This is a genomic window from Kitasatospora sp. NPDC085464 (assembly GCF_044541955.1).
Lineage (GTDB): Bacteria > Actinomycetota > Actinomycetes > Streptomycetales > Streptomycetaceae > Kitasatospora.
This window is the reverse complement of sequence record NZ_JBITTM010000053.1, coordinates 13758-38596: the sequence shown is the minus strand read 5'-3', so window position 1 is coordinate 38596 and position 24839 is coordinate 13758. Positions and strand designations below refer to the sequence as shown.

Below are 24839 nucleotides of genomic sequence, written 5' to 3'. Positions count from 1 at the left end.
TCGGGCTCACGCGACGGGCTGCTGCTGGGTGACGCAGTGGATGCCGCCGCCGCCCGCGCCGAGGTAGTCGATGTCGAGCTGCTCGACGGTGCGGCCCGGGAACAGCCGGGCGAGGGTGGACCTGGCGGCGCCGTCCGCCCTGGTGTCGCCGAACTGGGCGGAGATCACCGCGTTGTTGCACAGGTAGTAGTTGGCGTAGGAGCCGACGAAGTCGGGGGCGGTCGAGCGGATCAGGTTGTAGTCGGGCCCCTGGATCCGGCTGACCGTGAACGGGGTGCCCTGGGCGCTGGTGGACGTGGTGAGCGTCTGGTACTGCTGGCGTTCGTCGTTCGACCAGACGTCGGTGTCGCTCGCCGGCGGCATCTGGACGGCGGCCGTGCCCGCGCCGAGGAAGCGGGACGTGGCGTCCACGTGGTCGTCGGTGATGTCCTGGCCGGCGATGCCGGTGAACCAGATCACCTTGGCGGCACCGTACGCGGCGCACATGGCGCCCTCGATCGCGGCCTGTGACATGCCGGGGTTGCGGTTGGCGTTGATGATGCTGCTCCGGGTGGCCATCAGCGTCCCGGCGCCGTCGGTCTCGACGGCGCCGCCCTCGGCGACCAGCCCGGCGGCGGTGAACGGCAGGCCGAGGTAGGCGGCGAGCCGCCGGGCGACCAGGGCGTCGTTGCCGTGCGGGTTCTGGTGGTTGCCCCAGCCGTTGAAGTTCAGGCCGATCGTGTCCAGGCCGCCCGCGCCGTCGGTGCGGAAGACCGGGCCGGTGTCGCGCATCCAGCAGTCGTCGACGGGGATGTCCCCGATGACGGTGACGGTCGAGCCGCACATCGACCGCGCCTTGGCCACGGAGGCCGGGTTGGCGCACATCGTGACCGGCTCGTACTTGGCGATGGTCTTCGCGATGAGGGCGATGTTCGACTGGACGCCGCTGAGCTTGTTGCGCCAGATGGTGGTGCTGTCCGGCCAGGCCATCCAGGTCCTGACGTGCCGGACGGTGTCCGACGGCACCCGGTAGCCGGCGACGGCCGGGCCGGCGGTGGTGCGGCGCTGGGCCGCCAGTGCCTGCCCGCCGGTCGCGGCGGTCAGCGCGGTACCGGCGACGACGATCCCGGCGGCCGTCAGGAACTGCCGTCGGCCGAGCTGTGCGTGGAGCTCCGCGTGGGGTCTGGAGCTGTCCTCCATCACTGCCTCCTCGTCAAACTCCCCTGCTGGTGCAGCAGTTGACCGAAAAGGTAAAACTGGCCAAGCGCTCGGTCAATACTTTGCGCAGGTATCGGTGCCGATGCGCCCCTGCCGCACTCCCGCAGTCGTTACAGTGGCGGCCATGGCGACACGGGCGACAGACGCAGCTCCGCGGACGGCCGCCGGAGCGGGCGGCACCGGCGGGGCGCGTGCGTCCGCCAAGGGTGAGCAGACCCGGGCCCGGCTGATCGCCGCGGCGCGCACCCTGCTCGCGGGCGACGGTGCCGGGCGCTTCACCACCCGCAACGTGGCCGCGCTGTGCGGGGTCTCGCACGGGATGTGCCACTACCACTTCGCCGACCGCACCGACCTGATCGTCGCCGTGGTGGCGGACATCCGGCCCGAGTGGATCACGCCGCTGGAGGCGGCGGTGGCCGGCCCGGGCGGCTACGCCGAGCGCGCCGAACGGGTCCTGGCCCTGCTCACCCGGCCCGAGAGCCCCGACCTGGCCCGCCTGCACGCGGCCCTGCACTGGCTCGCCCTGAACGACGAGCGGGTCCGCGCGAGCCTGGAGGCCGAGTACGCGCGGTGGCGGTCCTCCTTCGTCGCCCTGTTCCGCTGCCTGGTGGACGAGCGCGGCGACGGCGCCGATCCCGTTCCGCTCGGCGAGGCCTTCGCCGCCGCCGTGGACGGCCTCGCCGCCATCGGCTCGCTCGACGGAACGGTGGACGCCGAGCGGGTGCTGCGGACCCTGCTGGACTCGCTGTCCGCCGCGGCCTGACCCGTCGCCGGGCCCCTCGTCACGGGTCCGCACCGGTGGCGGCCGCGGCAGCCGCCTCGGCCCGCTTGCGGCGCTCGACGCGGGTGCCGGCCACGACGGTGAACGTGAGGCACGCCGCGATGATGCCCTCCGCCCAGAAGAAGGCCACGTAGTCGATGAGCGAACCGATCGGCGGCGAGCCGGGTGCGGCGTTGCGCATCCCGACGAGCGCGAAGAGGGTCGCGGCCATCCACCCGAGCGAGGGCCAGACCATCCCCTGCCGCCCCCGGTAGAGCACCTCGGCCCCGGCCATCACCGCCAGCGCCAGCGCCCACATCGCCGCGATCATGAACCAGGCCAGGATGAAGGTGCTGCGCGCCCGGGTGACCGTACCGGCCAGGACGGTCGCCCCGGAGGCGCTCGGGGTGCTGGTCGGGTGGACGAGGAAGAACGGGTCGGCGTCCACGAAGACGACGCCGACGGGGACGCTGCCCGCGGTGTCCGCGGCCGCGAACGAGACCGCGAACCGGTGGCGGTCGAAGGGGTAGTCGGTCACGGTGCCGGCGTGGAAGTCGGCCGGCACTGGTTGGGGCGTCGCGGCCTCCCCCGCCGCCGCCCGCAGCTCGGTGCGGGTCGCCGACTGGACGGTGATCACGACCTGCCGGCTGAAGGCCGCGGAGTTCGGCTCCGCGGCGAGGCCGCCGTGCGGGATCGGCACGACGAAGAGGGTGAGGTCCCCGGCCCCGGGGTCGATGTCCTGCGCGGTGACGTCCAGTTCGATCCAGTCGCCGCTCTCCGGGAGGGCCAGTTCACGGGCCTGCTGCCGGGTGTTGCGCTCGTTCAGGTACAGCGCGACGCCCGCCGAGCACAGCACCGCCACGATCAGCAGGGCGACGAGGAAGCGGTTGTCGCGCACCCGGGCGGCGGTCACGTCCGGCTGGACACGGACGCGACGGGCTGCTGCTGGGTGGCGCAGTGGATGCCCCCGCCGCCCGAGGCGATGTGGTCGATGGAGACCTGGGCGACCCTGCGGCCCGGGTGGAGGTCGCCGATGATGCCGGCCGCGTGGTCGTCGGCGGCCTGGTCGCCGAAGCGCGGGACGATGACGCCGCCGTTGCAGACGTAGTAGTTGATGTAGGTGGCGAGGAAGTTCTTGCCGGCGCCCTGGATCAGGTCGAAGTCCGGCTCGGGCAGGTCGACCACCGTGAGCGCGCGGCCCCTGGCGTCGGTCGCGGAGGCGAGGACCTGGACGGCCTGTTCGGAGGCGGTGGTCCAGACGTCCGGCGGGGTGTCGGCGGCGGGGCGGTGCAGCACGACGGTGCCCGGCTCGGCGAAGCGGGCGAGGGCGTCCACGTGGCAGTCGGTGATGTCCTGCCCGGCGACGCCCTTGAACCAGATCACCTTCTCGACGCCGAGCAGGTCCTTGAAGCCCGCCTCGATCCGGTCGCGCGAAATGCCGGGGTTGCGGTTGTCGTTGGCCCAGGAGCTCTCGGTGGCCATCAGGGTGCCCTCGCCGTCCACCTCGATGCCGCCGCCCTCGCCGGTGATCGGCGCCTGGACGCGGGTGATGCCGTAGTGGGCGAGGAGGTTGCGGGCGACCTGGCTGTCGTCGGCGTGGGTCTGCTTGTCGCCCCAGCCGTTGAAGTCGAAGTCGACGCCGGCGAGCCCCAGCGGGCCGGTGACGAAGGTCGGGCCGGTGTCCCGGGCCCACAGGTCGTCGACCATCAGCTCCAGCACCCCGACCGAGGAGCCGCAGGCCTGCCGGGCCTGGTCGGCCTGGTCCGGACGCGCCAGCAGCACCACCGGCTCGAAGCCGGCGATCGTCTGCGCCAGCGTCGCGATGTCCTGCCGGACACCGGGCAGTTGGTCGCCCCACACCTCCTCCAGCGCGGGCCAGGCCATGAAGGTGCGGATGTGCGGGCCCGACTCCGCGGGCATCGCCCATCCGGCCGCCGCCGGGCTGCCCGACGGGGCCGCCGCCGTGCTGCCGGAGCCGGGCTGCTCCTCGTCGCCACCGCCGCCGGAGGAGCAGCCGGTCAGCGCCAGCGCGGCGAGCGCGGCCCCGGACTGCAGGAGCGAACGGCGGGACGGCCGGGGGTGAGCCATGGGGCCTCGTTCCGGTAGGTGTCGGGTCCGGCTCCGCAGGCTACTGACAGGGCGGTCAGGATCCGGCACGGCACGCATCCGCCGTTCGGGGGAAACCGCTCACGGCCCTTCGGTGGCGGCCTCCCGCTCGCGGAGCAGCTGGTGCTCGGTGCGGATCCCGCACCGGTGCGGTAGAGCACCTCGGCGGCGCCGAGGACGGCCAGGGCCGGCGCCCACGTCGCCGGGCCGGGCAGGTTCGCTGCCGGCCGGCGCCGTTCCGCCGGTCTTGCTCGGTCGCCCGGGCCGGCAGGTCCCTCGGCCTGCCGGTCCGGGGCCGTCTTACAGTGCGCGGCGCGCGGCGGCGATCCGGTCGGGATCCCAGCCGGGCCGCGGGACGGACTCCAACAGCAGCCGGGTGTAGGCGTGTTGCGGGGAGTCGAGGACCCGGTCGGTCGGCCCGGACTCGACGACCGCGCCGTGCCGCATCACGATGACCTCGTCGGTGACGCAGCGGACGACACCCAGGTCGTGGGTGATGAAGAGGTAGCCGACGCCGGTCTGTTCGCGGATGTCGGCGAGCAGGTTGAGGACCTGCGCCTGGACCGAGACGTCCAGCGCGGCGACCGCCTCGTCCAGCACCAGGACGGCCGGCTGGACGGCCAACGCCCGTGCGATGGCGACGCGTTGGCGCTGTCCGCCGGAGAGCTGCCGGGGCAGCGCCTCGGCCGCCCTGGTGCCGAGGCCGACCTGGTCGAGGAGTTCCCGGATCCGGGCCCCGTGGTCGGTGCCGGGGAAGTGCAGCCGCAGGGTCTCCCGCAGCACGGCCTCCACGCTGGTGCGCGGGTCCAGGGAGAGGTACGGGTCCTGGAAGACCATCTGGACCTCGCGGGCGCGGGCCAGCCGCTCGGCCCTCCCCCGCACCCGGCCGCCACGGACCCGGCCCTGGACGGTGACCCGCCCCTCGTCGGCCTGTTCGAGGCCGACGATGATCCGGGCGGTGGTCGTCTTCCCGGAGCCGGACTCGCCCACGATGCCGAGCGATCCGCCGGCGGCGAGGGTGAAGGAGACGTCGTCCACCGCCCGTACGGTGCCGAAGGTCCGGCACAGCCCGGTGACCTCCAGTACGGCCTCAGACATCGAGGGGGCTCCCTTCGAGCGGGTGGTGACAGGCGACGGCGTGCTCCCCCTGCGGTTCGGGGGCCTGCTCCCGGCACAGCTCGGTCGCGTACCGGCACCGGGCGGCGAACGCGCAGCCGGTCGACTCCTGCCGCAGGTCCGGCGGCTGGCCGTCGATGGCGGCGAGCCGGCCGTTCCGGGAGTCCAGCCGCGGGGTGGAGGCCAGCAGCGCGGCGGTGTAGGGGTGGCGGGGCCGTTCGAACAGCGCTCCGGCGGGGCCGCTCTCGACGATCCGCCCGGCGTACATCACGCAGACGCGGTCGCTGATGGCCGCGGCGAGCCCGAGGTCGTGGGTGACGAACAGCAGGCCGGTGCCGAAGCGTTCGCGCAGCCGGCCGAGGAGCGCGATGACCTCGGCCTGGCTGGTGACGTCGAGCGCGGTGGTGGGCTCGTCGGCGAGCAGCAGGACCGGGTCGCCCATCAGCGCGGCGGCGATCATGACGCGTTGGAGCATGCCGCCGGACAGCTGCCCCGGGTAGCGGTGCAGCAGTTCCTCGCCGAGGCCGACGGCGTCCAGGAGTTCGACCGCGCGCCGCTCGGCGTCGGCCGCACCCGTCCGTCCGCCGAACCGCACGCCCTCGGTGAGGAAGTCGCCGACGCGGCGCAGCGGGTTGATGGCCGCCCTGGGGTCCTGGAAGATCATGGCGGCCCGGCCGGTGCGCAGGGCGCGCAGCCGGTCGGGGCCCATGGTCAGGACGTCCTCGCCGTCGACCAGGACGCTGCCCCCGGTGGTGGCGCCGGGCGGCAGCAGGCCGAGGGCGCTGCGCGAGGTGAGGCTCTTGCCGGAGCCGGACTCGCCGACCAGGGCGACGGTCTCACCCGGGCCCACGGCGAGGTCGACCCCGTCGAGGACGGGCCGGGCGGTGCCGGGCAGGCGGAGCCGCAGGCCCCGGATGTCGAGGGCGTTCACGTGCTGCTCCGATTCATGGGGTCCTCCGGGCGACGCGGTCGGCCCAGCGCTCGCCGACGACGTTGAACGCGACGACGGTGAGCACGATGAGGACGCACGGCAGGACCGCGGAGAGCGGGTAGCCGTGCTGGATCGCGGTCTGCCCGTCGAAGACCATCCGCCCCCAGTCGGGGGTGAGCGCGGGGACGCCGAGGCCGAGGAAGGAGAGGCCGGCGAGGTCCATGAGGGCGTATCCGAAGTTGATGGTGGACTGGGCCAGGACGATCGGGGCGATGTTGGGCAGGACGTGCCGCAGGCAGATCTGCAGGGTGGAGTGGCCCTGGACCTGGTACGCGGAGACGTACGGCCGGGATCGTTCGGCGAGGACGAGCGAGCGGGTGAGCCGCGAGACGTACGGCAGGTAGGCGATCGCGAGGGCGACGACGGGGGCGAGCAGGCCCTCCCCGTAGACCGAGACGATCAGGATGGCGAGCAGCATGCCGGGGAAGGCGAAGACCAGTTCGGTGCTGCGGGAGAGGACGGAGTCGAGCCAGCCGCCCCGCCAGCCGGCCGCGAGGCCGATGACGACGCCGGCGACGGTGGAGAAGACGACCACGCCGAGCGGGCCGAGCAGGGAGGTGCGGGCTCCGAGCAGGAGCCGGGAGAGGGTGTCGCGCCCGGCGGCGTCGACGCCGAGCAGGTGGTCGGGCGAGGGGCCGGCCAGGGCGTTGCCGAGGTCGACGGCGTTCGGGTCCTGCGGCGCGATCCAGGAGGCGAGCAGGGCGGCGATCACCACCAGGACGACGATGCCGAGGCAGGCCAGGTGGAGCGGGCCGCGGGCGGCCTTGAGCCGGCCGAGTCCGGGCCGACGGGTGAGGGCGACACTCATGCGCCGGACCTCCTCGTGCCGAGGGTGATCCGGGGGTCGACCAGGGGGTGGAGCAGGTCGACGACCAGGTTCACCACCATGAACAGGGCGACGATCAGCAGCGAGATCGCCTGGACGGTCGGGAAGTCCTTGGTGGTGGTGGACAGTTCGAGGAGCTGGCCGATGCCGCCGATGCTGAAGGCCGACTCCACCAGGATGGTGCACACCAGCAGGGTGGAGACGATCAGACCGCCGGTGGTCAGCACGGTGCCGAGCGAGTTGCGGAACACGTGGCGGCGGATCACCTCGCGCTCCGGCACGCCGCGGCTGCGGGCCACGGCGACGTGCTCGCCCTCCAGCGCCTCCAGCATCGCCGAGCGGGTGACCCTGGCGAGCATCCCTATCAGGTACAGCGCGAGCGCGATCGCCGGCAGGGTGAGGTGCCACAGGAGGTCGCCGAAGCCGTCGCCGGTGCCGCTGGTCGGGAACCAGCCCAGCTTGACCGCGAACAGGCCCTGCAGCAGGACCGCCGCGACGAAGGAGGGGGTGCCGACGGCGAGCGTGGTGGAGAGCAGGATCGCGGTGTCCGTCGCGCCGCCGCGCACCGCGCCGACCCAGCCGAGTACCAGGCCGATGACGACGACCACGAGCAGCGCCATGGCGACCAGCGTCAGGGTCGCGGGCAGCCGGTCGGCGAGCAGCTTGGACACGTCGGTGCGGTAGGTGATGGAGCGCCCGAAGTCGCCCTGCAGCACCTGGCCCAGCCAGCGGAAGTACCGGACCAGGAACGGGTCGTCGAGGTGGTACTGGTCGTTGATCGCCTGCAGGGCGGCCGGCGAGGCCGACCGGCCCGACAGGAGGAAACTCGCCGGGTTGCCCGGCGCCAGGTACATCGCGCCGAAGACCACGAAGGACGCGCCGAGCAGGGTCGCGGCCATCTCCACCAGTCGCCGGGCGGCGAATCTCAGGAGGTTCACCGTGCGGCCCCCACGTCGGCCGCCCACGGGTAGTACATGTACGAGATCGTGGTGGGAGCGCCGGTGATGCGCTTGTTGAGGAAGACGGCGGTGGGCCACTCGGCGACCGGGATCCACAGCAGCTGCCGGGAGGCGGTCTGCTGGAGCTTGGCCTCGATCGCCCCGCGCTTGGCCGGGTCGTACTCGGCGGTGGCCTGGTCGACGAGGTCGTCGTAGGCCTTGTCGCTGTAGCCGGCGAAGTTCTGGTAGGCGCCGGTCTTGAAGTTGACGAGCAGGTCGAGCGGGTCGGTGACGGAGTCGTAGTACGTCTCCGGGAACAGGTCGATTCCCTCGCGTGCCTTGGCGTCGGTGAACAGCGCGGTGAAGGCGTTCGGGGCGATCGTCTTCAGCTGGATGTCGAGCCCGATCCTCGTCCCGGCGGCCTGGACGGCGGTGGCGAGCAGCGAGACGTCCTGGCCGATGGTGCTGGTGGCCATGACGAGCGTCTTGCCGCTCGCGCCGGCCTCCTTGACGAGGGCCTTGGCCTTGTCGATGTCCTGCGCGGTGGGGGTGAGGCCGTCGAAGGCGGCCTTGCGGACGTCGTCGGGGGCGGTGCCCCAGGCGGCCTTGGTGGTGAGGGAGCCGGTGACGGTGCCGGCGCCGGCGAGGCCGGTCCTGACGAAGCCGGAGCGGTCCAGCGCCAGGGACAGCGCCTGGCGGACGCGCAGGTCGCCGAGCGGGCCCTGCATGTTGGTGACGTTGACGTTGACGGTGCTCAGGCCCTCGCCGAAGTAGAGCGTGCCGGGGCCGTTCTTCTTCAGCCGGTCGTAGCTCTCGGTGGGGATGAGGTAGCCGCCGTCGACGTCGCCGGTGAGCATCGCGTTGGTGCGGGCGGACGCGTCGGTGAGGAAGCTGAACACGACCTTCTTGGACTTGGCCCTGGTGCCCCAGTAGCCGTCGAAGCGCTGCAGCTCGATCGACTGGCCCTTGGCCCAGGCGCCCAGCTTGAAGGGCCCGGTGCAGTCGAGGCCGCCACTGGTGCCGTAGTCCTTGCCCGCGGCCTCCACCCCCGCCTTGGCGGCGACGACGCCCGCGGCGGTGGCCATGTACTGCGGGAACTGGGAGTCGGGCTGCTTGAGCTTGACGGTGACCTGCAGCGGGCCGGTCGCGGTGACGGTGTCGACGTTCTGGAACACCTGGTTCCAGGCGGCCGCGTTGTCCGGGTTCATCTGCCGGCCGAGGCTGTACACCACGTCGTCGGAGGTCATCACCGTGTCGTCGTGGAAGTGCACGCCGGAGCGCAGGTCGTAGACCCAGGTGGTGGGATCGGGGTTCGAGGCCTTCTCGGCCAGGCCGGGAGCCAGGGTGAGCTGGGGCGTCCAGCGCATCAGGCTCTCGCAGACGTTCGCGAGGACGGTGTTCTGCGGGTAGTCGAACGCCTGGAGGTAGTCGAGGGTGGGCGGCTCGGCGTAGGTGGCCCAGGTGAAGGAGTCGAGCTCGCCCTTGGCCGGCGGGGTGTCGGCCGAGAGCTGCACCGCCGCCTGGTCTGCCCCGGAGTGCGGCGGGCCGGAGCAGGCGGCGACCAGGGCCGCCGCCGAGAGCAGCGCGGTGGCGAGGACGAGCCGGCCGCGGGCGGGGGCGCGTCTCGCGGGCGCGGTGGGAGTCATGAGGGTTCTCTCCGTTCGCTGGCGAGGGGTCAGGCGCGGGCGGCCGGGATCTGCTGGGTGATGCAGTGGACGCCGCCGCCGCCGTAGGCGATCACCCTGGCCCGCACACCGACGACCTTCCGGTCCGGGCAGGCGGCGGCGAGCACGGCCAGCGCGCCCTCGTCCTCGGGGTGGTCGGCGACCGGCACGACGACACCGCCGTTGGCCAGGTAGAAGTTCAGGTACCCCACCTCGACCTCGCGGCCGTCGACCTCGACGAAGGCGGCCTGCGGCAGGTCGACGATCTCGAAGGGCCGGCCCTGGGCGTCCGTGGAGTGCTCCAGCACGGTGCGGTTGGCCCGCATCCGCACGTGGTCCGGGTGCTCCGGGTCGGCGGGGAGCGCCAGCACGACCTTGCCGGGGGCGACGAAGGCGCAGACGCCGTCCACGTGCCCGTCGGTCTCGGTGTCCAGGGCGCCGCCGTACGGCAGCCAGATCACCTTGGTGACGCCGAGGCGGGCCTTCAGCTCGGCCTCGATCTCCTCCCGGGTCAGGTCCGGGTTGCGGTTGGGGTGCAGCAGGCACTGCTCGGTGGTGATCAGCGTGCCCTCGCCGTCGACGGTGATCGCGCCGCCTTCGAGGATCATCTCGGAGCGGATCGCGGGGGTGCCGAGGTGCTCCAGCAGCAGGCCGCTGATCCGGTCGTCGGCGTCCCAGGGGCTGTGCTTGCGGCCCCAGGCGTTGAAGCGGAAGTCGACGCCGGCCCGGGCGCCGTTGCCGTCGAGGACGAAGATCGGCGCGGAGTCGCGGAACCAGGAGTCGTCCGTCGGCAGCTCGACGACGGTGACGCCCTCACCGCCCTCGCCGCCGGCCCCGCCGCCGCCCTCACCGCACAGGGCGCGCGCCTCCTCGCCGTGGCCGGGCGGCGCCACCATGGTGACCGGCTCGAACTCCGCGATGGCGCGGGCGACCGCCGCGTACTCACGCTTCACCTCGTCGAGGGTGTCGCCCCACAGGTCGGGGCGGACGGGCCAGGCCATCAGGCAGCCGTCGTGCTCGGTCCACTCCGCGGGCATGCGGTACGTCACGGGATACCTCTTCTGTTCGGACCCGGCCGGCCCGGCGGGCTGGACGCCCGGCGGTCGGGGGGAGGGTGGTGGAGCGGGAGGCCCCGGTGGCCCGTCTCCGTGGGGGGATCCGGACGGGCCGCCGGGGAGTCTCAGAGCGCCGGCGGGACGGCCGGCTGGGACTGGGTGGCGCAGTGGATGCCGCCACCGCCGGGAGCGATGGTGTCGATGTTCAGCTGTCGCTCCCTGTTCGAGTGGGAGAGGTGGGGTTGCCCCGCATCCTCTACCGTACTGAAAATTCAGTCAAGCTTTCGGCTCAAAGCTGACGCAACTCACTGAAAGGATCATCAGGAACCTGTCTGACCAGTCAGGAAGCCCGGTAGAGTGGACGACCATGTCGGACCGTCGGACGGAAATACTCAAAGCCGCGACCAGGGTGATCGCCCGCCGTGGCGTACGCGGACTGCGCGTGGGCGAACTGGCGGCCGAGGCCGGGGTCTCCACCTCGCTGATCTACTACCACTTCACCGACCGCGCGGGCATCCTGCGCCGGACCCTGGAGTTCATCAGCGACCGCGCCGACCACTACACCGCCGACGACGAGCCCGAACCGCGGACCGAGGACCCGCGGGCCGACCTGGAGCGGGTCCTGCTCAGGGAGCTCCAGGACAGCACCGAGGTGCGGGAGAACAGCACCGCCTGGGGCGAGCTGCGGGCCAGCGCGGTCTTCGAACCGAGCCTGCGCGAGGACCTGGCGAGGACCACCCACACCTGGGTGCACGACATCGCCGAGCTGCTCGCCCGGGCCGACCCGACCGGCACCGCCCCCGCGCACGCGGCCTCCGCCGAGCGGCTCACCACCCTCGTCGAGGGGCTCAGCGTACGGTGGCTGAGCGGCTCGCTGCCCCTGGACCACGCGCGCCGGCTGCTGCGCAGCGCCCTCGACACCGAACTGCACCCCGGCCGGCCGGCCGTCGGCGCCCGACCGGGCCGGTCACGGCTACCCTGACCCTACCTCTAAACTTCGCGATGCCGTCTGCGCCGACCAGCGCCGTGGCCGCCCCGGGACGCCGCTCGGCTCCCGCACCCTCCTTGTCCGCCGAGAGAGGCCACCGCATGTCCGCCGACCGATCCCCCTTCGCCCTCCAGCCGGTCTTCCAGGAGCTGACCGCGGACGACCCGCGCGAGGTCGGCGGCCACCTGCTGTACGCCCGGCTCGGCGCCGGCGGCATGGGGCGCGTCTACCTCTCCTACACCCCCGGCGGCCGGCCGGTGGCCCTCAAGGTGGTGCGGCCCGAACTGGCCGAGGACCCGGAGTTCCGGGCCCGCTTCGCCCAGGAGGTGGCCAGCGCCCGGCGCATCCACGGCCTGTTCACCGCGCAGGTGGTCGACGCCGGGGTGGACGCCGCCACCCCGTGGCTGGCCACCACCTACGTGCCGGGGCCCTCGCTCCAGCAGGTCGTCCAGCGGTTCGGTCCGCTCCCGGAGCGGACCGTCCTGCTGCTCGTGGCCGGCATCGCCGAGGCCCTGCAGGCGATCCACGCGACCGGGGTGGTCCACCGCGACCTCAAGCCCGGCAACGTGCTGATCGCCTCCGACGGCCCCCGGGTGATCGACTTCGGCATCGCCCGCGCGGCCGACGCCAGCGCGCTGACCGGCACCGGACTGCGCATCGGCTCCCCCGCCTACATGGCCCCCGAACAGGCCATGGGCCGGGCCGCGACCCCGGCCACCGACGTGTACGCCCTCGGCGCCCTCGCCGTCCACGTCGCCGGCGGCACCCCGCCCTTCGGGGACGGCCCGGACCCGGTGGCGCTCTACCGCACCGTCCACGAGGAGCCGGACCTCGGCCGGGTGCCGGAGAGCCTGCGCGCGCTGCTGCTGCACTGCCTCGCCAAGCAGCCGGAGGACCGTCCGACCACCGCCGAGGTGATCGCCGCCGCCCGCAGCCACCCGGCGGTGGGCGGCCACCTCCGGTTCGGCGAGGACTGGCTGCCGCACCCGCTGACCAGCCAGATCACCCGGCACGCCGAGCTGCCGCAGGTGCCCGCCGAGGCCGCCGCGCGCCCGGGCCGGGACTCGGCGCAGACGGTCCTCGCCCCGGCGGCCGCACGGACGCCGACGGTGCTCGCGCCGGTCTCCGCGCCGGTCTCCGCGTCGGTCTCCGCGTCGGCGGCAGCCTCCGCCGTGCCGTCGGCCTCCGGCGCGTCGACGGCCTCCCGGACGGCTCCGGGCGAGGACCGCTCGGCGGAGCGCCGCGGCCGGGGCCGCCGGAGCGGGACCGGCCGCAGACGCACCCTGGGCCGCACCGCGCTGACCGCCGCCGTCGCCCTGGCCGTCGGCGCCGCGACGGCGGTCTTCCTGCTCGACGACCCGGACTCCGGGGAGGCCGTGGCCGACGAGGCCCCGGCGTCCGCCTCCGCCGTGCCGGGCAGCCCGGCGCCGGCCCCCGAGTACGCGCCGGTCTACCGCTCGGTCGAGCTGACCTCGGCGGACGCCGGCTACGAGTTCGACCTCGCCACCGGCACCGTCGTCCCGACCGACAGCGCCTCCTGGTACCTGAGCCGCGGCGACGCCGAGTTCCTCGTCCCGGAGACCTCGGACGCCTTCATCGGCCGGGACGCCGGCCTCGGCGTGGCCGAGTGCCTCAAGGGGCTCGGCAGCCGTCCGGCCGACCGGATCCCGTTCGCCGCCGTCGGGCCGCGCGGGGCCTTCTGCGTCCGGTCCGCGGACGGCCAGGACATCGCCGTCGTCCGGGTGCTGTCGACCGCGGGCACGGACGGGCCGGTCAAGGTGTCGCTGGACCACTACCGCCGCAACGGCTGAGAGCCGCCGCCCCCGGCCGGGCGGTGGGGGAACGACGGCTCTCGGCTCCGGCCGCGGGCGCTCCCGCGACCCTCCCGGTCAGACCGGCCGCTTCACCGGCTCGGCCGCCGGGCCGGGCGGCTCGGCGGCCGGGTCGTCTCGGGGTGGTTTGGGCACCTTCACCGTAAAGCTTGACTGATTTTTCAGTCAATGCGAGAGTTCAGTTCCGGCGATGCCGGACGACCTCGTCCACCGGGACGGCCCCTTCGTCCGCCGCCACCGGCCCCCGCGGCCGCTCCCCCGGAGCCCCGCCCGCCCCGCCGGACCGGATCCACCCCCAGCCCCACCGGAGTTCAGCGTGTCCCAGTCCCCCCTCGCCCGCCGCACGGTGCTGCGCTCCCTCGCCGGAGCCGGTGTGATCGCCCTCGGCGCGAGCGCCTGCGCCGCCTCCGACGACGATGCCGCCGAGCCCGCGGGCCCCAGCTCCGCAGCCCCCGGCCAGTCGGCCACCGGGGCGCCCGCACAGCCCCCGGCGCCGGCGCCCGCCCCCGCCCAGGGGCGCCGGCTCGGCGGCGAGTGGGAGAAGCACGAGCGGACCTTCATGGCCTGGCCCGCGTCCGAGAACGTCTGGGGCCAGCAGCTCGGGGCCGTCCGCAAGGACATCGCCACGGTGGCCCGGGCCATCGGCGAACGCGAACCGGTGGTCCTGCTGGTCCGCCCCGGCCAGGAGACCTCGGCCCGCAACGCCTGCGGCTCGGACGTCGAGCTGCTCTCCGTCCCGGTGGACGACCTCTGGGCCCGCGACACCGTGCCGGTGTTCGTCGAGGAGGGCGGCAAGGTCAAGGGCGTCGACTTCAACTTCAGCGGCTGGGGCGGCAAGCAGGAGCACGCCAACGACGCCAGGATCGCCCGCGCGGTCCTGGAGAAGTACGGGATCGAGCGGCTGGAGACGCCGATCACCGCCGAGGGCGGCTCCTTCGAGACCGACGGCCAGGGCACCCTGATGATCACCGAGAGCTCGGTCGTCAACGACAACCGCAACCTCGGCCGCAGCCGCGACTCGGTCGAGGCGGAGCTCAAGAAGGCCCTGGGCGTCACGAAGGTGATCTGGCTCGCCGGCGTCAAGGGCAAGGACATCACCGACGCCCACGTCGACTGCCTCGCCCGCTTCGCCGCCCCCGGCGTCGTCTTCCTGGACCGCGCCTTCCCCGGCACCCCGCCGGACGTCTGGTCCCGCTCCGCCGACCAGGCCCGCGCCGTCCTCGCCGAGGCCACCGACGCGACCGGCAGGAAGCTCAAGGTGATCGAGATCGGCCAGCCCGACCCGGACCGGATCACCGGGCGCGGCGACGCCTTCGTCTCCTCGTACATGAACTTCTACATCGGCAACAAGGGCGTCTACCTGCCGCTGTTCGGCGACGCCAAGGCCGACGGGCAGGCCCAGGCGATCTTCCGGGACCACTTCCCGGACCGCGAGATCGTCCCGCTGCAGATCGACACCATCGCCTCCGGCGGCGGTGGCATCCACTGCTCCACCCACGACCAGCCCGCCGGCTGACCGGCCCCGCACCGAGGCAGAAGGGAACCCCCGTGCAGCTGACTCCCACCGAACGGCTCAACGTCCCCGAGGCCACCGCGCTCATCTCGGACACCGTCTGCGAGGCCGCACACGCACCGTCCCGGCGGCCGCGGGCGGCCCGGTGCACACCTGACACTCGGCCCAACTCGGCTTTCTCCACGAACACTTGAGCCCCGACGGGTTCGACGGCATCCTTGGCGATCGACACGGCCGGGGCGGCCCTCCAGCGGTGCTGGACGGACCCTCCAGCCGCCGCCGGGAGGCTGGCGGCGCATGCCGACGAGTGATCACTGAGGAGGGGGCCAGATGCGGGTTGGCGATGTCTTCATCGAGGGAATCGGGATCTACCTGCCGGAGAGGAAGAACGCGGCCACGGCGGTCGACGAGGGCGTCTACTCGGCCGAGGACTTCGCCGCGAACGAGATCGACGAGGTGCCGATAGCCGGGGACATGGCCCCGGTGGACATGGCGGTGCACGCCGTGCGGCACGCGTTCGACCGCTCCGGGGCGGACCCGGCGGACGTCTCCTTCGTCCTCTACGCGACCGGGTTCCACCAGGGCCCCAACGGCTGGAGCCCGGCCTCGTACATCCAGCGGAACACCATCGGCGGCTCGGCGCCGGCGGTCGAGCTGCGCGGCCACTGCACCGGCCTGTTCAGCGCCGTGCAGCTCGCCGTCGGACAGCTGCGGGCCGCGCCGGAGAACGCCTCCGTCCTGGTGGTGGGCTCGGACAACTTCTCCGGGCCGCTGGTCGACCGCTGGTCGCACCTGAACGGGATGGTCCTGGGGGACGCCGCGGTCGCCGTGCTGCTGTCCAAGCGGCCCGGGTTCGCCCGGCTGCGGTCGGTGGGCGTGCAGGCCGTTCCGCAGCTGGAGGAACTGCACCGCTCCGGGGTGCCGATCTGGCCGCCGACGGACCTCTCGGCCCAGACCATGGACCTGCGGGCCCGCAGCGTCCACTTCGTCGAACACTCCCCGCTCGCCAAGGAGTTGAAGGACCTGCTGGTCAACGGGCAGCAGGAGCTGAACGACCGGACGGTGGCCGACGCCGGGCTGGGCTCGATGTCGGAGATCTCCTGGATCGGGCACATCAACGCCAGCCGCGCCGTGGTCGCCGAGCGGCTGCTGCCGCTGTTCGGCTTCACCGAGGAGCGCTCCACCTACCGGCTCGGCCGCGACCTCGGCCACGTCGGCACCGGCGACCAGGTCATCTGCTTCGACCGGCTGATCGAGCAGCAGCTGATCAAGCCGGGCGAGACCTACCTGATGGCCGGGGTCGGCCCCGGGCTCCAGTTCGGCACCGCGGTGCTGGAGTACCTCTCGGCCCCGCCCTGGTCGGCCTGAGCGGCCGGCCGCACCGTCACGACGCGCAGCGCCGCCCGCCCGGGATCCGGGACGGGCGGCGCTGCGCGTCGTCGGCGCCGTCAGCCCAGTGCGATCCCCTCCAGGAGGTCGCCCAGCAGGCCGGGCGAGGGCATGGCCGCCATCTCCCGGCGGATCCGGTCGGCCCCCTCCCGGAAGCGCTCCTCGGTGAGGATCTCGCCGAGGGCCTTGCCGATCGCCGCCGGGTCGTCCCGCTCGCGCTCGTCGACGATGCCCCGCCCGCCGCCGCTGGCCTCGACCCGCTCGGCGTTCGGCACGAGCAGCGGCCCGTCCTGGGCGAGCACCAGCTGCGGCACGCCGTAGCAGAACGCGGTGAGCGCCGTGCCGGAGCCGCCGTGGTGGATGATCGCGTCGCCGTACGGGAGGCAGAGGTTGACCGGCAGCGGGTCGGCGACCCGGACCGTCCCGGGCAGCGGCCCGAGCGTCTCGCGGAAGCGCTCCTCCAGGAAGAGCACCGCCTCGACCTCGTCGACCTCGTGGACCGCGGCCGCGATGCTGTCCACGATCGAGTCCAGCTTGCCCTGTTCGGCCAGCCGCCCCGTCCCCCAGGCGCCCAGGCTGACGAACACCCGGCGCGCCGGACGCGGGCCGAGCACCCAGTCCGGCAGCGACGCCGTCCCGTTGTACGGCACGAAGCGCACCGGCTCGCCCGGGGTCACGTTCGGGGACTGCACGCTGGGCGGGCACGGGTCCAGGACCAGCACCGGGTCGGGCAGGCCGTCCGGCGCGCCCAACCGTGCGCACAGCTCGTGCAGCGCCAGCTTGCCGGGCTTCAGCAGCGAGGAACTCATGTTGTCCAGGCCCCAGCGGTGCAGCACCACCGGCACGCCGAGCACGCCGCCGAGCACCAGCCCGCCCCACTCCAGCGGGTCGGTGATGATCAGGTCCGGCTGCCAGACCCGGGCCAGCTCCAGGTACTCGTCGATGTAGGTGTCCAGCCGGGCCAGCCAGCGCTGCCCCATCTGCGCCCACGGGGGCTCCTCGCTCGGCCGGTTGCTGCCCGAACCGGCCACGGCGAACGGGGACTTGGCCACCAGCGGCCGGCTCCAGCGCTCGGCGCCGCCGTCCGCCGGGCCGACCCGGCGGCTCGGCAGGCCGGCCCGGCCCGCCGCTCTGGCCACCTCCGCGTCACCGACCACCAGCACGTCGTGGCCGGCCAGTCGCAGCCCCCAGGCGACCGGCACCATCGGCATCAGATGGGTGAGCACCAGGGCATTCACGATCACACGCACAGCAGCTCCTCGATCGGTACGGTCATTGGTCTCCCCCCCGGGCCCGGCACCCGGGCCCCGGCCGTCAGGCGCCCGCCTGCCCGAGGCCGTCCGGGACGGCCAGCACCGGGCTGCGCCGGGAGGTCACGAACTCCCGGACGGAGTCGGCGAGGTAGTCCACCATCTCCGGGGTGAGCCGCGGGTGGACGCCGATCCAGAAGGTGTGCTCGGTGACGGTGTCGCTGTTCTCCAGCGAGCCCGCGACCCGGTAGTGGGCGTGGGTGTAGGCCGGCTGGCGGGTGAGGTTGCCGGCGAAGAACCGCCGGGTGCCGATCGCCCGCGCCTCAAGGAAGGCCACCAGTTCGGCCCGGGTGTACGGGGCGTCCGGCAGCACCGTGAGCACGAAGCCGAACCAGCTCGGGTCGCTGCCCGGGGTGGGGCTGGGCAGCAGCAGGCCGGGCAGCCCGTCCAGCGCCTCGCGCAGCCGGGCCCAGTTGCGCCGCCGCAGCCGGCCGAACTCGTCCAGCTTGGCCAACTGGGCTTCACCCAGCGCCGCTTGGAGGTCCGTCGACTTCAGGTTGTACCCGATGTGGGAGAAGATGTACTTGTGGTCGTAGCCGTGCGGCAGCGTCCCCAGCTGGTGGTCGAAGCGCTTCAGGCAGGTGTTGTCCTTGCCCGGGGCGCACCAGCAGTCCCGGCCCCAGTCCCGGTAGGACTCCACCAGCCGGGCCAGGCTGACGCTGCGGGTCAGCACGCAGCCGCCCTCGCCGGTGGTGATGTGGTGCGCCGGGTAGAAGCTGACCGTGCTGAGGTCGCCGAAGGTGCCGGTCAGCCGGCCGCGGTAGGTGGAGCCGAGCGCGTCGCAGTTGTCCTCGACGAAGTGCAGCCCGTGCTCGCGCGCGAGGTCGGCCAACTCCTCGGCCTGGTAGGGGTTTCCCAGCGGGTGGGCGATCATGATGGCCCGGGTGCGCGGCCCGATCGCCGCGGCGACCCGCTCCGGGGTGGTGTTGTAGGTGCCCAGTTCGATGTCGACGAAGACCGGCACCAGGCCGTTCTGGATGATCGGGTTCACCGTGGTCGGGAAGCCCGCCGCCACCGTGATCACCTCGTCGCCGGGGCAGAGCCGTCGGTCGCCGAGTTCGTGCGCGGTGAGCGCCGACAGGGCGAGCAGGTTCGCCGAGGAGCCGGAGTTGACCATGTGGGCCTTGCGCAGGCCGAGGTGGCGGGCCAGCTTCCGCTCGAAGCGCACCGAGATCTCGCCGGACGTCATCCGCAGGTCGAGGGCGGCCTCGACCAGCGCGACGCGGTCCTCCTCCGCCAGCACGGCACCGGCCGGCAGCAGCGGCGTGACACCCGGTACGAACTCCTGCTCCACGCTGATCTCGCGATGGTACTCCCGGACCTGTTCGATCAGTAGATCGCGGCGGTCGTTCACCTTCGTTCCTCCCGGCAGTAGGCGCGGCCGCGGGCTCGCCCGCCTCGCGGGGCCCGTTCGCGGTCGATGGTGCGGACGTTCGGTCGAAGCCCGTTGGAGTCACCGGGGGCCGGCGGCCGCGGCCCGCTGGATCTCCCCGGTCAGGACGGCGTGCCGCAGCGTCGCCTCCGTGTAGCGGTCCAGGTGCCGTTCCCCGCGCACGGCCGCGGCGAACGCCCGCACCAGGTTGGCCCACTGGTCGTCCGCGGGCAGCACCATCTCCTCGGTGCCGCCCTTGGTCTCCACCCGGAGCACCGGCCGGTGGTCCGCCGGCGGGGTGTACGCCCGGTCCAGGACGATCCGCCCCTCGCTGCCGGCCAGCTCGTAGGCCGAGCGGTAGCCGTGCGCCATCCCGTACGTGAGCTGGGCGCTGACGCCCTCCGGGGAGACCAGCAGCGCGGCGCCCGCGACGTCCACGCCGGAGCCGGGGTCGCGGACGGCCACCGCGCCGGCCACCCGCAGCTCGGGGCCCAGGAAGAGCTGGGCGGTGCGGATCGGGTAGCCGCCGACGTCGAGCAGGCAGCCGCCGCCGAGTTCGGGCCGGTAGCGGATGTCGTCGGGGTGCAGCGCCGGGATGGTGAACACCGCGCTCAGTGACCGCAGTTCACCGATCGCGCCCTGGTCGAGCAGGTCCCGGACGGCCCGGTGCTGGGCGTGGAACTGGAACATGAAGTTCTCCAGCAGCACCAGCCCGCGGGCGGCGGCGAGCTCGACCAGCCGCCGGGTGGCCACCGCATCGACGGTCAGCGGCTTCTCGCAGAGCACGTGCTTGCCCGCCCGCAGCGCCGTCTCCACCCACGGCTCGTGCAGCGCGGCCGGCACCGGGACGTAGAGGGCGTCGACGTCGGCGCGCTCCACCAGGGCGCGGTAGCCGGTGACCGCCTCGCAGCCGAAGTGCCCGGCGAAGCGGCGGGCCTTGGCCTCGTCCCGGCTGGCCACCGCGACCAGCTCCACCGCGGGGTCCGCGACCAGCGCGGGCAGGGCCCGGCGCCACGCGATGTCGGAGCAGCCGAGCACGCCCGTCCTGAGGACGGGCGGCTCGGTTCGGGTCTGGTCCATCGTCGCCTCCGCTGTACGGCCGGTCGGTGTCGTGCGGCCAGCCTGTCGCCGCTCGCTGGAGGCCCCGTCCAGCCGGGCCGCGCACCGGCGGCGCGAGGGCTGGGCGAGGGCGGCGCGAGGGCCCGACGAGGGCTGGGCCGGAGCCGCGGCGGGGGCTGGGCGAGAGCGGCGGCAAGGGCTGGGCCGGAGCCGCGGCGCGGGCTGGCTTGAACGCCCCTCGAACGCGAGCCCCAAGCATCGTCCCGCCTGGGGCCGGTGTGTGCTCCCGGCGCGGGCCGGTCCCGCGCCGGAAGCACGCCGCGACGGACCCACGCTTTCCGTATCCGGCCGGGGCGAACCGCTCCGGAGCCTGCCCGGCCTCCGGTGCCGCGGCGGTGAGGAGAAGGCACCTTGAGGGCTCTGTTGTTGTCCGGAGGGACAGGCACCCGCCTGCGCCCGCTCACGTACTCGATACCGAAGCAGCTCGTCCCGGTGGGGAACAAGCCCGTGCTCGGACACTGCCTGGAGAACATCCGCGACTGCGGGATCGAGGAGGTCGGCGTCATCGTCGGTCCGCACGCCGAGCAGATCGCGGCCGTGTTCGGCGACGGCTCCGCGCTGGGCCTGCGGCTCACCTACCTGCACCAGGAGCGGCCGCTGGGCCTGGCGCACTGCGTCGCGATCGCGGCGGACTTCCTCGGCGACGAGGACTTCCTGATGTACCTCGGCGACAACCTGCTGACCGAGGGGGTGGCCGGGGCCGCCGCGGTGTTCCGGGAGACCCGGCCGGACGCCCAGGTCCTGGTGACCAAGGTGGCCAACCCGTCCGCGTACGGCGTCGCCTCGCTCGGCGCGGACGGCCGGGTGGACGCCGTGGTGGAGAAGCCCGAGCGGCCGCCGAGCGACCTGGCGCTGATCGGGGTCTACTTCTTCACCCCGGCGGTCCACCGGGCCGTGCGCGGCCTTCGCCCCAGCCTCCGCGGCGAGCTGGAGATCACCGACGCCATCGGCGAGTTGATCGCCGAGGGGGGTGACGTCCGGGCCCTGGAGTACGCCGGGTTCTGGCGCGACAGCGGGACCGTCGAGGGGCTGCTGGACTGCAACCGCGCGGTCCTGGACACCCTGCGGCGGGACGTCCGCGGCAGCGTCGACCGGCATTCGGTGCTCACCGGTGACGTGGTCCTGGCGGAGGGCGCCGAGGTGGTCCGCTCGCAGCTGACCGGCCCGGTCACCGTCGCCGCGGGCACCGTGGTCCGGGACAGCCGGCTCGGCCCGTACACCTCGGTCGGGCCGGGCTGCATGCTGGACGCCACCGGCATCGAGAACTCGATCGTGCTGGAGGGCACCACGATCACCGGAGTGCGCGGACTGGACGGCTCGCTGATCGGCCGCCGGGCCGAACTGCACGCCGAACCGGCCGCGGCCCGGCAGCAGTTGATCGTCGGCGACCTGACCCGGGTGCGGGTGGCGCGATGACTCCCGCCCCGCTGACCGCCACCGCCCTGCGGCACGGCTCCGACGTCGCCGACCGCACCGAGCTGATCCGCCGCTTCACCCGCTCGGCGGCCGCCACCGACAGCCCGGTGACGCCCAACCGCGCGATCCTCGCCTGGCTGGAGGAGAACCGGCGGATCTTCCGCCACGAGGTCACCCGCATCCCGTTCGCCGATCTGGCCGGCTGGGGCTTCGACGCCGCCAACGGCGACCTCGGGCACGAGAGCGGGCGGTTCTTCACCATCCAGGGGCTCGACATCCGGACGGACACGGCCCACTGGATGCAGCCCATCATCAACCAGCCGGAGATCGGCATCCTCGGCTTCGTCGCCAAGGAGTTCGACGGCGTCCTGCACTTCCTGATGCAGGCCAAGATGGAGCCGGGGAACATCAACTCGGTGCAGCTGTCCCCCACCGTGCAGGCCACCCGCAGCAACTACACCGGGGTGCACCGGGGCCGGCCGATCACCTTCCTGGAGCACTTCGTGCCGCCCACCGGCGGGAAGGTGCTGCTCGACTCGCTGCAGTCCGAGCAGGGGGCGTGGTTCCTGCGCAAGCGCAACCGCAACATCGTGGTGGAGATCGACGAGGAGCCGCCCGAGGCGCCGGAGTTCCGGTGGCTGACGCTCGGCCAGATCCACCGGCTGATGGGCTTCGACGACGTGGTCAACATGGACGCCCGCACCGTGCTCTCGTCCATCCCGCTCGGCCCCCGGGTGGAGGACCAGGGCGCGTACCAGTCGCTGACCGACGTGCTGAGCTGGCTCACCCGGATCCGGGCGACCAGCGAACTGGCCCAGAGATACCGGCCGTTGGACCGGATCGAGAGCTGGCGGCGGACCGCCGACCAGATCGGGCACGAGCAGGGGCGCTACTTCCGGGTGATCGCCGCCTCGGTGAGCGCCGCCAACCGCGAGGTGTCCAGCTGGACCCAGCCGCTGTTCGAGCCGATCGGGCTGGGCGTCACCGCCTTCCTGGTACGGCCGGTCGAGGGCGTGCTGCACCTGCTCGCGCACGCCCGGGTGGAGGCGGGTCTGGCCAACGTCGCGGAGATCGCGCCGACCGTGCAGTGCTGCCCGGACAACTACGCGGGCCTGCCTCCCGAGCGACAACCGCGGTTCCTCACCGAGGCGTTGACCACCACCGGGAGCCTGGTGCGCTACGACACCGTGCTGTCCGAGGAGGGCGGACGCTTCTTCGAGGCCCGCTCCCGCTACCGGATCGTCGAGGTGCCCGAGGACTTCCCGCTGGACGTCCCCCCGGACTTCGCCTGGATCAGCGTCCACCAGGCGATGACGCTGCTGCGCTACGACGGGTACCTCAACGTCCAGGCCCGGACCCTCATCGCGGCCCTGCTCGCGACGCTCTGAGCCCCGCCCGCACCCCCACCCGCCCACGAGGAGGAGACCCATGCCGTTCACCGAGAAGGAGACCGCCTACCTGCGGTCCCGGCGCATCGGCCGGCTGGCCACGGTCGGCGCCGACGGCCGCCCGCACAACGTCCCGGTCGGATTCCGGCTGAACGACGACGGCACCATCGACATCACCGGCCGCGACCTCGGCCGCAGCCGCAAGTACCGGGACGTGGCCGAGCAGCCCGCGGTGTCCTTCGTCGTCGACGACATCGCCGGCACGGACCCGTGGGTGGCGCGCGGCGTCGAGATCCGCGGCCGGGCCACCGCGCTCGCCACCGGCGGGCGGACGCACAACCCGAACCTCGCCGAGGAGTTGATCCGGATCACCCCGGAGCGGATCGTCGCCTGGGGCGTGGACGCCTCCTGGCAGGAGGGCACCAACGGCCGCGACGTCGGCTGAGCCGCGGAACCACCGGGCCCGGCCCCGTCCGTCACGGAGGGTGGCCGGGCCCGGCTCGTGGGTGTCCGCGCTCAGAGGTGGACGGCGACCGCCCCCGGGGTCAGCGCCTGCTCGCGCAGCCGCTCCTCCGCCGTCTCCTCGATCCGCGCCATGAACCGGCGCAGCAGCGGCGGCGCCATCAGCGAGGTGACGATGGCGACCAGGATCACCACGGTGTACATCTCCTGGCTGAGCACACCGAGTTTGAGACCGACCATGGCGACCACCACCTCGATCACGCCCCGGGCGTTCATCCCCGCGCCGAGCGCCAGGCCCTCCCAGTGGCTCATCCGGCTGAGCCGCGAGCCCAGGTAGGCGCCGCCGAACTTGCCGGCGATCGCGACCGCGAGCACCGCGAGACCGGCGGCCAGGACCGCGGGCCGGCCGAGGGCGGTCAGGTCCATCCGCAGTCCGGCGGTCGCGAAGAACACCGGGGCGAGCACCGAGACCACGACGGTGCGCACGGGGGCGAGCCTCTCCGGGTCGGCCAGCGGGGTGCCGCTCAGGGCGAGTCCGCACAGGAAGGCGCCGAAGACGGCCTCCAGGCCGAGCGCCTGGGTGCCGGCGGCGGCGAGCACCAGCGCGCCGACCAGCACGGCCGGAACGGACGGGCCGGCCGCGATCCGGCGCCCGGCCGCGGTGACGGCGCGGCGCAGCACCAGGGCGAGCACCACCACGACCACGAGGTTGGCTATCGAGTGCAGGACCCGGCCGCCGGAGACGCCGACGGTGGCCATCGCCGAGACGACGGAGAGCAGCAGCCAGCCGACGATGTCGTCGACGGTGACGGCGCAGAGGATCAGCTGGCCGATGTTGCGGTGCAGCAGGCCCAGTTCGATCAGGGTCTTGGCGATCACCGGGATGGCGCTGACGCCCATCGCGACCCCCACGAACAGCGCGAAGGTGCCCCGGTCGGAGACGCTGCCGAGCAGCGAGCCGGGCAGCAGGTACGCCAGCCCGATGCCCAGGCCGAGCGGCACCAGGATCCCGGGGACGCTCACCCGTACGGCGGTGACTCCCCGTCGGCGGACGAGTCCGAGGTCCATCTGCAGGCCGGTCACGCCGACCATCAGGACGACGCCGACCTGCCCGAAGGCGTCCAGGAGGTGGAACCTGGCGGGGTCGTGCGGCAGCAGCCACTCGGCGAAGCCGGGAGCGAGGTGGCCGAGCAGCGACGGCCCGAGCAGCACGCCGACGAACAGTTCGCCGACGACGGCGGAGAGCCCGAGCCTGGTGAAGAGGCGTCCGAGCGCGACGGCGAGCCCGAGCAGCAGGCCCACTTGGAGGAGGAAGACCATCAGGTCGTGGGCGGCGAGCGGCGCGACCGGTCCGGCGGCCAGGTGCACGGTGACTCCCTTGCTGGGTAGGGGGTTGG

Annotated in this window: 21 protein-coding genes; 8 read left to right on the top strand and 13 right to left on the bottom strand. The window is 73.5% G+C overall.

Going from position 1 to position 24839, the window contains the following annotated elements:
• Nucleotides 1-6: 6 nt before the first annotated feature.
• Complete coding sequence (locus ACIGG8_RS35190) at nt 7-1179, bottom strand: agmatine/peptidylarginine deiminase (protein WP_396552693.1); 1173 nt, start codon at nt 1177-1179, stop codon at nt 7-9.
• Nucleotides 1180-1321: 142 nt separating this feature from the next.
• Between ACIGG8_RS35190 and ACIGG8_RS35185 the strand changes: the two genes are divergently transcribed.
• Nucleotides 1322-1960, top strand: a complete 639-nt coding sequence (locus tag ACIGG8_RS35185) for a TetR/AcrR family transcriptional regulator (RefSeq protein WP_396552692.1) — start codon at nt 1322-1324, stop codon at nt 1958-1960.
• Between the two features lie 19 nt (nt 1961-1979).
• Here the strand turns inward: ACIGG8_RS35185 and ACIGG8_RS35180 are convergent, their stop codons facing one another.
• The 8 genes from ACIGG8_RS35180 to ACIGG8_RS35145 all read right to left on the bottom strand — a co-directional run bounded on the left by ACIGG8_RS35180 (nt 1980) and on the right by ACIGG8_RS35145 (nt 10647).
• The gene (locus ACIGG8_RS35180) at nt 1980-2870 is read right to left on the bottom strand and encodes a DUF4436 family protein (RefSeq protein ID WP_396552691.1); all 891 of its coding nucleotides are present in this window, start codon (nt 2868-2870) and stop codon (nt 1980-1982) included.
• The gene (locus ACIGG8_RS35175) at nt 2867-4045 is read right to left on the bottom strand and encodes an agmatine deiminase family protein (protein ID WP_396552690.1); all 1179 of its coding nucleotides are present in this window, start codon (nt 4043-4045) and stop codon (nt 2867-2869) included. The genes ACIGG8_RS35180 and ACIGG8_RS35175 overlap by 4 nt, the downstream gene beginning before the upstream one ends.
• 318 nt (nt 4046-4363) lie before the next feature.
• Nucleotides 4364-5161, bottom strand: coding sequence for an ABC transporter ATP-binding protein (locus ACIGG8_RS35170; protein ID WP_396552689.1), 798 nt, complete (start codon nt 5159-5161; stop codon nt 4364-4366).
• On the bottom strand, nt 5154-6110 hold the full coding sequence (locus ACIGG8_RS35165) for an ABC transporter ATP-binding protein (protein WP_396552688.1): 957 nt from the start codon (nt 6108-6110) through the stop codon (nt 5154-5156). The genes ACIGG8_RS35170 and ACIGG8_RS35165 overlap by 8 nt, the downstream gene beginning before the upstream one ends.
• 13 nt (nt 6111-6123) lie before the next feature.
• Nucleotides 6124-6978, bottom strand: a complete 855-nt coding sequence (locus ACIGG8_RS35160; protein ID WP_396552687.1) for an ABC transporter permease — start codon at nt 6976-6978, stop codon at nt 6124-6126.
• Entirely contained in the window at nt 6975-7934 is a 960-nt protein-coding gene (locus tag ACIGG8_RS35155; RefSeq protein ID WP_396552686.1) for an ABC transporter permease, read from the bottom strand. Before ACIGG8_RS35155 ends, ACIGG8_RS35160 begins: the two co-directional genes overlap by 4 nt.
• A complete protein-coding gene (locus ACIGG8_RS35150; RefSeq protein WP_396552685.1) occupies nt 7931-9580 on the bottom strand; it encodes an ABC transporter substrate-binding protein in 1650 nt (549 codons plus the stop codon). Before ACIGG8_RS35150 ends, ACIGG8_RS35155 begins: the two co-directional genes overlap by 4 nt.
• 29 nt (nt 9581-9609) lie before the next feature.
• A complete protein-coding gene (locus ACIGG8_RS35145; RefSeq protein ID WP_396552684.1) occupies nt 9610-10647 on the bottom strand; it encodes an agmatine/peptidylarginine deiminase in 1038 nt (345 codons plus the stop codon).
• A gap of 373 nt (nt 10648-11020) precedes the next feature.
• Between ACIGG8_RS35145 and ACIGG8_RS35140 the strand changes: the two genes are divergently transcribed.
• From ACIGG8_RS35140 to ACIGG8_RS35125, 4 genes are all read left to right on the top strand, one after another.
• Nucleotides 11021-11635, top strand: a complete 615-nt coding sequence (locus tag ACIGG8_RS35140) for a TetR/AcrR family transcriptional regulator (protein ID WP_396552683.1) — start codon at nt 11021-11023, stop codon at nt 11633-11635.
• Nucleotides 11636-11742: 107 nt separating this feature from the next.
• Nucleotides 11743-13452: a serine/threonine-protein kinase gene (locus ACIGG8_RS35135; RefSeq protein ID WP_396552682.1), complete on the top strand. Its 1710-nt coding sequence runs from the start codon at nt 11743-11745 to the stop codon at nt 13450-13452.
• Nucleotides 13453-13789: 337 nt separating this feature from the next.
• Nucleotides 13790-14989 (top strand): agmatine/peptidylarginine deiminase, encoded by a 1200-nt coding sequence (locus ACIGG8_RS35130; protein ID WP_396552681.1) that lies wholly within the window; start codon nt 13790-13792, stop codon nt 14987-14989.
• Nucleotides 14990-15316: 327 nt separating this feature from the next.
• Entirely contained in the window at nt 15317-16354 is a 1038-nt protein-coding gene (locus ACIGG8_RS35125; protein ID WP_396552680.1) for a ketoacyl-ACP synthase III family protein, read from the top strand.
• An 80-nt stretch (nt 16355-16434) separates the two neighbouring features.
• On the opposite strand, the gene ACIGG8_RS35120 is transcribed toward ACIGG8_RS35125, so the two are convergent.
• The 3 genes from ACIGG8_RS35120 to ACIGG8_RS35110 form a co-directional block, all read right to left on the bottom strand.
• Nucleotides 16435-17625, bottom strand: a complete 1191-nt coding sequence (locus ACIGG8_RS35120) for a nucleotide disphospho-sugar-binding domain-containing protein (protein WP_350521941.1) — start codon at nt 17623-17625, stop codon at nt 16435-16437.
• Between the two features lie 64 nt (nt 17626-17689).
• Nucleotides 17690-19039 (bottom strand): lipopolysaccharide biosynthesis protein RfbH, encoded by a 1350-nt coding sequence (gene rfbH, locus ACIGG8_RS35115; RefSeq protein WP_396552679.1) that lies wholly within the window; start codon nt 19037-19039, stop codon nt 17690-17692.
• 99 nt (nt 19040-19138) lie between these two features.
• Nucleotides 19139-20137, bottom strand: a complete 999-nt coding sequence (locus ACIGG8_RS35110) for a Gfo/Idh/MocA family protein (protein WP_396552678.1) — start codon at nt 20135-20137, stop codon at nt 19139-19141.
• Between the two features lie 390 nt (nt 20138-20527).
• Here ACIGG8_RS35110 and ACIGG8_RS35105 point away from each other — a divergent pair, with 390 nt between their 5' ends.
• The 3 genes from ACIGG8_RS35105 to ACIGG8_RS35095 are packed head-to-tail and all read left to right on the top strand — an operon-like array spanning nt 20528 to nt 23425.
• Nucleotides 20528-21592 carry a glucose-1-phosphate thymidylyltransferase gene (locus tag ACIGG8_RS35105; protein WP_396552677.1) on the top strand — a complete coding sequence of 355 codons (1065 nt, stop codon included), beginning with the start codon at nt 20528-20530 and terminating at the stop codon, nt 21590-21592.
• The gene (locus ACIGG8_RS35100; protein WP_396552676.1) at nt 21589-22980 is read left to right on the top strand and encodes an NDP-hexose 2,3-dehydratase family protein; all 1392 of its coding nucleotides are present in this window, start codon (nt 21589-21591) and stop codon (nt 22978-22980) included. The genes ACIGG8_RS35105 and ACIGG8_RS35100 overlap by 4 nt, the downstream gene beginning before the upstream one ends.
• Before the next feature lie 40 nt (nt 22981-23020).
• A complete protein-coding gene (locus ACIGG8_RS35095) occupies nt 23021-23425 on the top strand; it encodes a PPOX class F420-dependent oxidoreductase (protein ID WP_396552675.1) in 405 nt (134 codons plus the stop codon).
• A 71-nt stretch (nt 23426-23496) separates the two neighbouring features.
• On the opposite strand, the gene ACIGG8_RS35090 is transcribed toward ACIGG8_RS35095, so the two are convergent.
• Complete coding sequence (locus ACIGG8_RS35090) at nt 23497-24810, bottom strand: cation:proton antiporter (RefSeq protein ID WP_396552674.1); 1314 nt, start codon at nt 24808-24810, stop codon at nt 23497-23499.
• Nucleotides 24811-24839 lie beyond the last annotated feature (29 nt).